Here is a 12715-nt window from a genome sequence, read left to right as displayed (position 1 = left end):
AAACTTAGAAGCTAACTTTTGGTGCAGCCTGAATCTGGGCACTGTCATCAAACTCTAACCAAACACCATTCTGTACATGACCAAAGAAGCCGGCAACAAAGTTGTTCGGGAATGACTGCTTGTAAGTATTGTAGCTGTTGACATCGTCATTGTAGGCTTGACGTGCAAACGCAATACGGTTTTCCGTTGAACTCAGCTCTTCGGTCAAGCGCGCTACGGTTTGATCGGCCTTCAGTTCAGGGTAAGCCTCAATGGTAACGGATAGCTTATCCATGGCAGCCATTAGACCGCCCTCTGCAGCGCCAAGTTTACTCATTTGCACGCCTGAGGGGTTTGCAGCCATTGCTTTCAGCGCTGAGGCTGCGCTATTTCTTGCCGTAATTACCGCTTCGAGGGTCTCAGACTCATGAGAAAGATAGGCCTTGGTTGACTCCACCAAATTGGGGATCAGGTCGTAGCGGCGCTTAAGTTGGACTTCGATTTGTGCAAAGGCATTCAATAAGCGGTTCTTTAGTTTCACCAGCTTGTTGAAAATACCCACTACGTAGAAGACTATGGCCGCCAGAACGACTAGAATAATGATGGTTGAGATGTCCATATTGCAACTCCTTGTTAATCTTATTTAACTTATATTTGTTTTTTTAATCTAATGTGGGGAATTTGTCAAGTTGAAATCCAACTCAGAGACAGCCACTAAGTCGATAATTAATGGTGTACAGGCAAGCCGAGTCTTTCTTCCCCACCATGGTTCGGGCCTTGTCGTGGACTTCTTAGCTGAACGATTCCCCAACGTCAGTAGAGCTGAATGGCTTGACCGTATTGCTCGAGGTTTAGTTTTAAACTCGGCGCGCGTGCCGATATTAGTGGATCAATTATTTGAGCCTCAATTGGAGCTTCTCTATTATCGCGAGGTTCATAAAGAACCAACCATTCCACTAGATCTTAACATTGTGTTCGAAACGGAACACTGTTTGATCGTGAATAAACCCTCATTTTTACCGGTAAATCCTGGCGGGCAATTTATTACAGAGACCGTGGTTGGACGTTTGGTGGCGCGAGGCTACTCCTCTGAGCTAACCGCGGTCCATCAATTGGATCGGCTTACCGAGGGCTTGGTACTGCTCTGTAAACGAGCGGCGGATAGAGACCGATACCATCGTTTATTTCGCGATGGTCTTATTCGCAAGCGCTACGAAGCGCTTTCGATATACGCGCCAGAAAGTTCTGCAGGGCACATTGTTCACCACCGCTCAAAACTCGTTAGAGGTGAGCCGAGCTTTTGTTGGCGTGAAGACGAGGGTGAAGCGAATTCCTATAGTCGGATTCAATTTTTGGGACCGCTCGATGACGCCTATCGTTTTGAGTTAGAGCCTGTCACTGGCAAAACGCACCAGCTCCGCGTGCACATGGCTGCTCTTGGACATCCTATAATGAATGATCCCTTTTACCCAAAGCTGCGGGAGAAGAAGCCAGATCAATTGACAGCTCCGCTCAAGTTAAAAGCGCGGGCGTTAAGTTTTGAAGACCCGGTAGATGGGCAAACTATTAGCTGTGATATTGGGGTAATTGAAAGTGAGCGATGAATGCACTAACACTACAGCCTTTAATGCCTGAGTCTCTGAATGAAAAATAAGTTCACAGTTCAATGTTAAATTTGCGGTAGACTTACTAGTACAGTCATTAGACCGAGTCAACGTCGTGAGCTTGGCACAGGTGTAGTCCTGCTGCGGTGAGGAGCACATAATACTGTATTGGCAGAATAAAGTAGCTGTCTTAACTAAAGAAAACGGAGTGTTTCGGTGTTGCGAAGAAGAACCTGGTTGGGGTTATCACTGTTGTCATTGACTGCCTGTGTAGGGGTGGTTCAACAGTCTAAACAAGCATCGTTTGATGAAGCCTGGCGAACGGGAGATTCCGTTCAGTCGCTAGCGCTTGCTCAGGAGTACGCGGAGCTTAATTCACAGCAGCGGGCCAGCAACTTACTTTGGGCACTGCAGCTTGGCGCCGTTGAGCGAAGAGCAGGTAATCATCGTGCTGCCATTGCAGCGTTCGACGATGCTGAGCGTCGTATGCACTTCGAGGTCAACGAATCTGCGGTGGCTAAGGCCGGGGAGTCGGTCGGCGGGTTGCTGCTAAACGACGCCGCTTTAGATTATGAGGCGAAGTACGCAGATGGCGTCATGGCGAATACCTACAAAGCTTGGAGTTTTTGGCAGCTCGAGGATGTCGCCAATGCCCGAGTAGAATTTAATCGTGCCGAAGAGCGCCAACGTCTGGCGGTACGTTATTTCTCATCACAAATTGAAGCACAACAGAGCTTGGTTTCGCAGGCGGATGATCCCGCTTCGATTGATTTGGCTTATGACGCGTCGTTAAAGCAACTGCAGCGCCAGCAGGCGCAGCTATTCGAGCCCACCTGGCGAGCCTACGATGGCTACGTTAACCCGTTTACCACTTATTCCGCGGGACTGTTTAGGCTACTTTACGCAACTTCAGCCAACGACTACGAGTTGGCGGCGGATTCCTTTCGCCGGGTGTACTCGCTGACGGGGAGCGAATCGGCACAGCGGGACTTTAATATGGCGCGTGCTTTGGCGGCAGGAGATAGTAGTTTTCGACCCGATGGTGATGTTTGGGTCTTTATTGAATCAGGTTTGTCAGTGGCCAAACGTGAGTTTCGTTTTGGTATCCCTATCTACTTTGATCGTAGCTTCCACGACTACTTTACTATTGCATTACCAACACTTCAGCCACGACCTACCCACTTTCAGTCGGCCAGTGTGGGATCGGACCAAGCCCAACAAATTGCCGATATGGATCGTATCATTGGTGCAGAGTTCAAGGCTGAGTATCCTGTGATTCTTACTCGTGAAATTATCCGTGCTACGCTTAAAGCTATGGCGACACATGAAGTGGCTAAAAAGGACGACGACGGCTGGGCTACCGCACTGGCGATGATGGCTCAAATCGCTTCAACTAGCGCGGATACTAGAAGCTTTTCGGCGTTACCCGAGGAGTTCAATGTTATTCGCACAACACGCCGAAATAGAGATCTCTATCTAACATTAGCGAATGGTGTGAATAAGGTCCGGCTCGATACCAATGCGAGTGCACACGTAGTCTACGTACAACAGGTCGCGCCGGGTACTGAGCCGGTTATCGACGTAATAAATATCCCATAAGGAGCACATTACCATGTTGAGAATTGCTATTATTTTGAGTCTGTTTGTTGGCCTAGTGGGTTGCCAAACGCCAACGCACACTATTGATCCAACGGATCCAAATAGTAATCAGACCCCAGGCCTTAACTACGCAGATTTTCAGGCCGCGGCGAACGAGCTAACGGCAGAAATTATTGCCTCACCATTAATGGTTCACCCGGAAACGGCACAGGGCGAGCGTTATGTGATTCACATTTCGTCGGTAACGAATGACACGATGCAACGAATAGATACCGATCAGCTTGTTAAGGGGATGCGTGTTCAGTTGCTCAACTCGGGTCGATTTTTTGTAACCACAGCATTTGATGGTTCTGACAACGCAACCCGAGAAATGCGCGAATTACAAAATGACAAAATGGTGGACCAAAGTACCGTGCAAGAAAACGGCACGGTGATTGCACCTGATTTTTCGATGAGCGGCAAGATTCTTCAGCGCAACAACAACTTGGATAATAATGATACGCGTGTTGAGTACTACTTCCAGTTGACACTGACTGATCTAAAGACCGGTTTAGCTTACTGGGAAGGAGAGCGAGTTATCGCTAAAGTCACCGGTCAACGCGGTGCAAGTTGGTAATCTCACGCTGGTGAGTCTATCGAAATGAAGGCTACCTTTGCCAGCGTACTAAGTGGTAAAGGACCAGCAAAAAGCCCCTATAATTAGGGGCTTTTTTTCGTTCAGAGAACTATGGCAGGCTAGTAGTTAAGGGTTAGTGCTCAACTGTTCGCAGATTGCTGCATGGACACGTTCACTTGACTTATCATCGGTGACCGAGTGGATCAAAGCCTTTGACCTTTCCAATAGCGTGGTATCGAAACTGCCATCTAAGCAACTCGACATTGCGTTGAGTAAGTCATCGAACTCAGTAATGCTTTCGCTCGGCTTGACTTGCTCAAAGTCCAATCCAAAGTGGCGATTATTTTCATATTTCTCACGGTCCGGATGGTATAACAGGATAGGTTGACTAGTGAGCAAGTATTCGAACAATAGGCTTGAATAGTCGGTGATGAGTACATCGGCACCAACGAGCTCTTCATAGGCATCGTCCCAACTGCCAGACTGAGGTCTAGATTTTACGATGTGGCTATAATCCGTACCTAAATCATTAAGACTTTGATCGCTAGGGTGGGCTCTGATGAGCAGCATAGCGTTGTTGTCGGCTAAAAATTGGTTCAGCCTAAACAAATCCAGTTTGGTTTCCCATTTACCGTAATCGCGAAACGTTGGCATATAGACAAACACCTTCGCGGCGGTTTTGAAGCCGTGACCATAGCGCTCGATGAGATTATTGCGATTACCGCGATGCTTAATGAGGTAGTCATTGCGCGGTTCACCAACTATAGGCATCTCGCTAGGGGGCTTTGCAAAGCTCTTGCAGTAGAGAGCTTGACTCATCGGCGATGTAGCACAGAGGAAAGAGACTCGCTGATACTTTTTAGTTTGACGACGAAGATTTCGACGGCGCTTAAACTCGCTTTTCTTCCACGTTTTGGGATTATAATTCTCGAGGGCGATGGCTTTGATTGGCATCCCATGCCAAATGTTGAACCGCTTTACCCCTGCGGAGAGCCGATGATTTAACTCATTCGGTCGAGTGGTGCAAATGACCCAGACACCGGCTCGAATAGATAACCATTTGGCCTTTAGCGAGCTGGCGGCACAGGTTTCAATGCCAAGCTTATCCAAATTGGTAGCTTGCACAGAATTGTTACTAATGTAGACATGACGTCGCGAGTCCAGCCCCTTCGACTGAACTAAAAAGTGACTACAAGAACGTTGTTGGCCTTCTGCATAGAGCCAAATATCTCGATTTCGGGGGATGAAAAACTGTAGAATCGCGAAAAGCAGCGACACGATAGCTCCTTGATTTAGAGTGATGGCAGAGTCAAAGAGGGCGAAATTCTAAAGCCAGGACTCAATGACGATATAGGAGAGAATATTAACACTAATCCGGCGAAAGAATCCGACTTCAGGTTCGTGTTCAAATGTGATTTCCTCGCCGTTTTCAGTGGTTCGCCACCGCAACGCTTGGTTTTCATCCAGCTCTACCCTATAGGCCTTATTCAGAATTGATTCATCAAACTCTCTAGAGACTCGTTCTGCCAGCAGAGTGCTTTCGAAAAGAACGCCCATTTCGGTATTCAGATCCATCGAACGCGGATCCAAATTGAAGCTCCCGACAAACATATAGCGTTCATCAACGGTAAAGGTTTTGGCGTGGAGGCTGGCTCTGCTAGATCCAAACGAATGCTTTTGGGGGGTTGCTCGGTTTGCGTTGGGTTTGAATTCGTAAAGTTCAACCCCTGCCTCAACTAACGCCTCGCGGTAGTTCATGTAGCCGGCATGAACAATACCAACGTCGTTAGCAGCTAGAGAATTGGTTAGTATTCGCACCCGAACCCCGCTTTCTACTAGTATCTTCATTCCCTGGACAAAGTGGTCAGTTGGGACAAAGTACGCTGAAATAATGAGGATGTCTCGGTTGGCTATTCGGAGCAGGTTAGCCAAGTTAGCGCCTACGTGAGTGGCGGTATCTGCGCTATCTGTCTCAGCTTTGTTAGGTGCGTCATAGAGCACCTCGGCCTTACCCCAGTACAGGGGGAACTGATCGTAATATTCGGATGTTAAAAGTTTGGATTCGGAGGCCGCCTGGGCATAATTACTCTCACTCTCTCGTTCGACCGTTGCGGTGAGCTCTGCTTGTAATCCAGCTAAGGTGTCCTGATCAACGTTATTAGCGATCAATTCAAACGGATAAACCCACGGACTGTTCCAGTAGCTATCGAAGGCGTCACTGACCTTTGCAACAACGGGACCGATACTCAAAACATCAAGGTCTGCGAAGGCGGCATGGCCTTCGGCATTAAAGTATTCGTTGCCAATGTTCCGGCCACCTACAATGGTTACTTGACCGTCGGCAGTAAGTGATTTGTTATGCATTCGATGGTTAACACGATTAAGCTGGCTAACACTCTCAAATAGCCTAAATGAACGATTGGCGAACGGGTTGTATACACGGACCTCGATGTTCGGGTGCTGGTTTATGGCACTTAAGCCTAAATCTTTCCCCGAAGTGTCTAGATCGTCCAAGAGCAGTCGGACACGGACACCTCTATCGGCAGCGTCAATCAGTGCATTGGCTAAAACTAGCCCGGTAGAGTCGCTATGCCAAATATAGTATTGAACGTCGAGCGAAATCTCCGCGCTTTCAATTAGCTTCATTCTTGCTACGAACGAATCGACCCCACCGGCGAGGACCATAAATCCAGACTGATCCGGCCTTGCTGCGACCGCTTCGCTAACGTGCTCTGAGAGAGAAGATGCACGGTCACTGCCAATGGCGAAACTCTCGGTACGATTCATTTGGTCGGCGGGTGGCAAGCTGCGGCAGCTCGTCAAGCAAACGAATCCGCTGAGAAACAGGATGTACGAGAATAGCTTAAACAATTGTGTCGCCTGCATGAGCGCCTGAGAACCTAGTTTAATGAATGGAAAAGTGACTCGAATTAAATAATCCTAGCATAGAGAACCGATGCTCTGTAGTAATGGGCGTCATCAGCCAGTGGAAAAACCGAGTTTCTCTTCCATACTCTGAGTACGATTATCAGTCATAGGGGTATCAATCGTCATGTTCACTGCCGTCTTCCGTTTAAGCCAGTTCACTTTGTTAGCGCTCATATTAACGGGCTGTGGTAACAGTGATGAGACTAAGGAGGTGATTGACGAAGTGGCCTCACTGCTACCGAATACCTCTAGCTTGCAAGTTCACGTTAGGGAAGGTGTCGCACTGGAGCAAGGAGAACGTTTTACGATAGACGTTACCTTTGTAGACAGTCTGGGGTTAAAATTCGACGCTAACGACGAAGCCACCTTCAGCATCTCGGATACGTCGTTGGTGACTACTACGGCGGCCAATAATAGCTTTGAAGCCACTGGTGGCGGTACCGTGACGGTAGATGTTGCCTATCGAGACTTACAAGAGCAGATTGAACTGACGATTGCGCCCTCAGAAATTACCCATGTTGTAATTGAACTTGATGGCTTTGATAGCTTCGCCGTGTCTCAGCGCGCCAGTGTTCGCGCCACCGCCTTCCACTCCAATGGTGGACACGAAGATGTCAGTACAAAAGTAAACTGGAGTTCGTCCGATACGAGTATTCTTAACTTTGATGCGAACTCCAATCAATTCAGCGCGCTAAAAGATGGGAGTGTTGAGATTACGGCGACACTACCTAATAGCTTGACCAATACCACGACCATCACCACGGCAAAATCTGGAGGTGCTGAGTCGAACACGCCTATTGTTGACGCCGGAGACGCAAACAGCTATTCAATCAGCGTGACGATTAATTCGGATGATCTGGCTGAACTTCAGCTTCATTCAGAGAAAGGGTCTGTGCTGCGCGAAGGCATGAGCTCGAAAATGAGTGTTACGGCAGTGCATACTAACGGAAAACACTTTGACTTTGGCGATTCGGTTACTTGGTCGACGAGTGATGAATCCGTGCTTCGTATTAGTGAAAATGGTGTCGTTGAGGCAATTTCATCTGGATTCGCGACGGTCTCGGCTGCACATAACGGTTTAGTCGATAGCTATCGGATACGAGTTAGCGATGTCGAGGTACGCTTACAGGAGTTAGTGTTAACGAGCGCCACTGGCACGTCCTTAGCCCTTGGAAGAACACAGTTAAATGTTGTTGGGGTCTATTCAGACGGAACGCGTTATGATCTGAGTAATGAAGCAACCTGGTCAGTGTCTGATAATTCCATTGCGTCAGTAGGAAGCACTGCTTCATTCAGCGCCGGGGAGGTGAATGGTCTGCGCGCGGGTACGACGACGATCTCCGCCGCTTTTGGTGATCAATCTGGCAGTCTGGAACTCACTTTCCTCGCTGCGACTCCCACAGGAATTACCCTCTACGCACCAAGTGATCCTGCCTTTGTAGGCTCTGATTTACAGTTTGTTGCCAAGGCTTACTATGATGACGGCACTGAAAAGGATGTCTCCAATCAAGTAACTTGGAGTAGTTCCGAGGCGAAGGTTGTTAATATATCCAACGCAAAATCTCGTCACGGTTTAGCGCATTTACTTCAGCCGGGGTCCGCGACGATCACTGCTAGCTATGGTCGTTTCAGTGATACGTCAATTGTTACAGTCCAAGCCGTTCCTGTGAGCTCCATTACGATTCAGCCCACCAGTGCCAGTGTACGAGAATCCAAAGATGTTCGTTTTAAGGTTATGGCCACCTTTCAGGACGGAACTCAGCATGATGTGTCTAGCACGGCAGGGTGGAAATCTTCCGACACCTCAATTGTAACGGTCAAGCACGGCTTAGTTCACGGCGTGAATGCAGGGCAGGCTGACGTCACTGCAACCTTCGACGGTAAACGTTCAACCGTACCGGTCACCGTTACCTCAGCCCAGCTGTCGACATTGGTGATAACCACTGCAGTTTCGAGTGTTGATATAGGTGACTCAACGCAGCTTACTGCGAACGGTACTTTGGATGATAGTAGTACCGTGGATGATACCGCTAGTGCTCATTGGAGCAGCTCCGATCAAACAATTATGAGCGTTTCGGCGCAGGGGCTCGCGACGGGCCATGCAGCTGGTACTGTAACCATTTCAGCGTCCTTAGATGGCGTAGATTCGAACAGCATTCAAATTACTGTAACAACGCCCCCACCATTAACAGGTGCGGGTTCGGGTTCGGGTTCAGGTTCAGGTTCAGGTTCAGGTTCAGGTTCAGGTTCAGGTTCAGGTTCAGGTTCAGGTTCAGGTTCAGGTTCAGGGCAACCTCCCGGTTCTGTGACAAACCCTCAAACACCAACAGGAGCGATTACCGCTACGACGTTGCCTACGGTGAAGCAATTCTCCTACACGGAAACGAGTACTAAGACGGTTCCGGGTACCAGTGCTGAGATGGACTCAACGGCGAATAACTGCGACGGGAATATTAAAGCGGCGGATACACTCGGCGCTATTGCGATTGTGGCGCGCAAGCAAACAGGTGTCTCTAGTCCAAGCTGCTGGACCGATGGAAACTACAATTATTCTGATTTTCCAGTTTCCCAAGGTACCCTAAGCGATAGCTCAGGAGACAGCTTCGATGCGTACCATGTAGGGGTCCCCACCAAACCGGTAAACTTTGCGGCAAGTGGTCACTATTTAGCCTTTAAACCTGCGGCGGCCGGCACTTACGTGTTGTACGCCTTTGATGGTCATTTCTCTAAACTCGAAACCTTGACGGCGAGTTCCTCCGACTGGTTGGTGACAAACACTGAGGTGAGCCAGCTCACTGCGACCACCACCTATCTTATTCTTCCAGACGGCACGGAGCCGAGTGTTCTTCATTCAATTTCCGCTGATTTAGTAGGTGCTGAAATCGCCGATAATGGCTTGGGAAAGGTCTATCATTACGAACTTTCTATTGCTGGTGGACGCACGCCGATAGACCGTGCTGACTTCACGGCGGGTCCGGCCGATGCGAGTAACCGCTACGGTCAGAATCGTTATTTTCATCCCGTAGCGCTCAGTGACGGGAAGCTTGGAATCGTCTGGCAGGACAGAGCGAGCTACCAGGTCTATCTGACGAAGTTCGATAGACGTGGTACGAGTGAAACTTTAGATCTACCACTGGGTGCGGGGCCAAGCAGAATGTTGGGCGCGGCTGGCTCCGATGCATCAGGTACCATCTTCACCCTACTGTTCGAGGCGGGGAACCCCGACCCGAACTACAACTCGAGTAGCGATGCGGACAAGGTCCTCTCAGTGTTAGCTGTTAAGTCAGATGAGAATGGCACTTTGCTAGCGAGTAAAGAATTGAATGACAGCTCGAATAGTCTAAACGCCACCACCTTCGGTGATATTGCGAGCTCGATGACGGCAACTGACGGACAATACGGTAATACGGTCAGCCTGCATGTAGCTGGTGGTGAAGTTGGTATCATTTATTCCCGTCTTCATGCTCAAACCAGTGATGGCTTAAACCATCAGGGCGCGGATGCCATTGTACTAGATGCTGGTTCCCTCGCGATTAAAGTTAATCACGGGCAGACTTCAGGACATTCTTTCTCGAATGTGATGAGCACGACAGCGAGTAATCAGTTCATTGCTATTGACCTTGGTGACAACTATCCCCGGGGTATCAACTTCCATCGCTTCGATGGTAGCGGTAAGGATAGTCGTGTGGTTTATACCTTCAAAACTCACCATGGGTACGTAGCAAGTCATGATGGCAGAGGACCGTTTGATCCCTACGCAGTAGATGTTTCGGGTAGACAGATGTACAAGTGGAGTAATGATAACAACACCTACACCGAAATTGGTGGGGTGGAAGAGTCAAATTCCGGCTATTTAGTGCTGTTCGCCTCGGAACACGATGCCAATAACAGGGTGCTGAATAATAGCGCGACAGGGGATAACCTGAACCTCGTTGATGCGCGAAATATCGGCTTGGTAAAAGTTAGCCCTTCCTTCGAGTCCGCTTCGGGGTCCCGAAATGAGGTCTCGGATGATTTAGTCATTACTCAAAGTGGCAGCGCGCCAGAGACCGGAGAGTTCTATACCTTTGACGGATTGAAGCGTGGGCAGCGAGTGACTGGTATTCGCTGGTTGACACAATATACCGATAAAACGGCTGAAAATGCGTCGCGGGTGCGTTTTCATTCTAGAGGTGATGGCAACTTCACGGTGATGTGGGAAGTTTGGCGTCCTGCTCAGTATGTGGAAACGCGCGCAATGGTCATAGATAGTGAGGGTGCGGTCGTGACGCCGTCAGTAGTGCTTAATGGTGTCAGGCTAAACCGTCGTGATGATCTCTTTAGGGTAGGCGACAAAACCTATACTTTAGTGGGTAACAAGGCCGCCGGAACCTTAGAAATTACGGAGATTGTTGAGTAGCGAAATTGAGCTATTCTCAAGTTTACTGGGTAATGTGGCGAGTGTTAGTTGAATAAAGGGAGTTGTTCGGTAACACCGCTAGGTTTTAATGGGGTCAAGCCACAGTGGACCCCAATAAGGCGGACGCCAAGGCCATTGCCACGGAGATAGGCGGCAGAGAGTAATTGTAAAAGAACCTCATGATTAAGTTGCCCGATCGCTTGCTCTCTTGTGGTTTGACTAAAATCCGCGAACTTGAGTTTAATGCCAATCCGAGCCACTTGATTCGCCTCAAAATAGCGTTTGCTCCGCTGAGTGAACTCGGGAAGAAGCGTTTCCTGATAGTTGAGAATGACGGCTTCTAGTGAGTTTAGATCAACGCCGAACGTCCGTTCAACACCTACTGATTTTCGCTCACGATATGGCGAAATAGTGCGTTCGTCGATACCTTGGCAGCGATGCCAAAGGACGCGACCAAACTTCCCCAAGAGGGTGTTTAACGCATGTTCGCTGCTCGCGCGAATATCGCCGCCGGATCTGAATCCAAGTGACTGAAGGCGCTTCCAAGTTACAGCGCCAACCCCTGGGACTTTATTGAGTTCCAGCTGCTCGATAAAACGCTCTACCTCATTGGGCTGAATGACCGTTAAGCCGTCTGGTTTATTTATATCTGAGGCAATTTTTGCGAGAAACTTGAGTGGCGCAACGCCAGCGGAAGCCGTAAGCCCAAGCTCAGATTTAATGTCCCAGCGAATGGCTTCCGCGATGTGGGTCGCGGACCCGCGGAAATGTGGCGATTCGCTAACGTCTAGAAATGCTTCATCCAACGAAAGTGGCTCAATAACATCCGTGTAACGAGCTAGGATCTCACGCATTCGCCGACTGACTTCACGATAACGATCCATTCTTCCGGGCACTACGGTAAGATTCGGGCAAAGACGAAGTGCTTTAGCCGTCGGCATAGCCGAGCGAACACCAAATTTTCGCGCCTGATAATTACAGGTAGAGATGACTCCTCTACGATCAGTAGAGCCACCCACAGCTAAGGGAATGTTGGCCAGGGTGGGATTGTCCTGCATTTCAACCGCAGCAAAGAAGGCATCCATGTCGACATGAATGATTTTACGAGTGGGCAATGTCGACATAGATACGATTTTTTGCGAGGTAGCTTAGAAGCCTTTAGGGTTAGACGCTAATTGACTAATAACTGCAAGGCCGCCTAGACCGAGGAAAAGTACCATGAAAATAAGTCCGATGAGCATTAGTACGCCAGTAATGGTGAAATAGGTTTTTAACTTCGTCTGCGACTTGAGAAACTCGGCTTCGCTCTGAGTAAGAAATGCTTGTTCGGCTGCGCTGGCAATCTGAAACAGGAGGATACCAAGCCAAATAGGAACCCACGCAATAAGGATTCCAAAAATTGAAAGCGCGGTTAGAACGCCATTGATAATAAACATTACGCCGATAAATTTTAGCCAACCACGAGCGCTGTATAGTGGGCTACTAAGAGCTTGTAAGTCCATTTAATTAGTCCTTGTTAACGTTGTTTGATATGTGAATTAGTAGTCTATAACGAAAATGAGTGGAGGCAAACAACGAAAACTCGCCGTG

Annotated in this window: 9 protein-coding genes; 4 read left to right on the top strand and 5 right to left on the bottom strand. The window is 48.8% G+C overall.

Features of this window, described 5'->3' with window-relative positions; genetic code table 11:
* Positions 1 to 4: 4 nt before the first annotated feature.
* Positions 5 to 598, bottom strand: coding sequence for a LemA family protein (locus tag DFR27_RS07515; protein ID WP_121876835.1), 594 nt, complete (start codon positions 596 to 598; stop codon positions 5 to 7).
* A gap of 70 nt (positions 599 to 668) precedes the next feature.
* On the opposite strand from DFR27_RS07515, the gene DFR27_RS07510 reads away from it, so the two are divergent.
* The 3 genes from DFR27_RS07510 (at position 669) to lpoB (ending at position 3798) form a co-directional block, all read left to right on the top strand.
* Positions 669 to 1583, top strand: coding sequence for a pseudouridine synthase (locus tag DFR27_RS07510; protein ID WP_121876834.1), 915 nt, complete (start codon positions 669 to 671; stop codon positions 1581 to 1583).
* A 216-nt stretch (positions 1584 to 1799) separates the two neighbouring features.
* Complete coding sequence (locus DFR27_RS07505) at positions 1800 to 3182, top strand: COG3014 family protein (RefSeq protein ID WP_121876833.1); 1383 nt, start codon at positions 1800 to 1802, stop codon at positions 3180 to 3182.
* Positions 3183 to 3195: 13 nt separating this feature from the next.
* Entirely contained in the window at positions 3196 to 3798 is a 603-nt protein-coding gene (gene lpoB / locus DFR27_RS07500) for a penicillin-binding protein activator LpoB (protein WP_121876832.1), read from the top strand.
* 126 nt (positions 3799 to 3924) lie between these two features.
* Here lpoB and DFR27_RS07495 read toward each other — a convergent pair whose 3' ends face one another.
* Positions 3925 to 5076, bottom strand: a complete 1152-nt coding sequence (locus tag DFR27_RS07495; protein WP_170150814.1) for a CDP-glycerol glycerophosphotransferase family protein — start codon at positions 5074 to 5076, stop codon at positions 3925 to 3927.
* A gap of 48 nt (positions 5077 to 5124) precedes the next feature.
* A complete protein-coding gene (locus DFR27_RS07490) occupies positions 5125 to 6684 on the bottom strand; it encodes a phospholipase D family protein (protein WP_121876830.1) in 1560 nt (519 codons plus the stop codon).
* Positions 6685 to 6850: 166 nt separating this feature from the next.
* Between DFR27_RS07490 and DFR27_RS07485 the strand changes: the two genes are divergently transcribed.
* Complete coding sequence (locus DFR27_RS07485) at positions 6851 to 11125, top strand: Ig-like domain-containing protein (RefSeq protein WP_121876829.1); 4275 nt, start codon at positions 6851 to 6853, stop codon at positions 11123 to 11125.
* A 44-nt stretch (positions 11126 to 11169) separates the two neighbouring features.
* On the opposite strand, the gene dinB is transcribed toward DFR27_RS07485, so the two are convergent.
* Together dinB and DFR27_RS07475 are read right to left on the bottom strand one after the other, a co-directional pair.
* On the bottom strand, positions 11170 to 12249 hold the full coding sequence (dinB, locus tag DFR27_RS07480) for a DNA polymerase IV (protein ID WP_121876828.1): 1080 nt from the start codon (positions 12247 to 12249) through the stop codon (positions 11170 to 11172).
* A gap of 24 nt (positions 12250 to 12273) precedes the next feature.
* The gene (locus DFR27_RS07475; RefSeq protein ID WP_121876827.1) at positions 12274 to 12627 is read right to left on the bottom strand and encodes a DUF5362 family protein; all 354 of its coding nucleotides are present in this window, start codon (positions 12625 to 12627) and stop codon (positions 12274 to 12276) included.
* Between the last annotated feature and the right edge of the window lie 88 nt (positions 12628 to 12715).

Source organism: Umboniibacter marinipuniceus (assembly GCF_003688415.1).
GTDB classification, from domain to species: Bacteria; Pseudomonadota; Gammaproteobacteria; order Pseudomonadales; family DSM-25080; genus Umboniibacter; species Umboniibacter marinipuniceus.
Note: the sequence above shows the minus strand (reverse complement) of the source record. Positions and strands in the feature narration are given on the sequence as shown.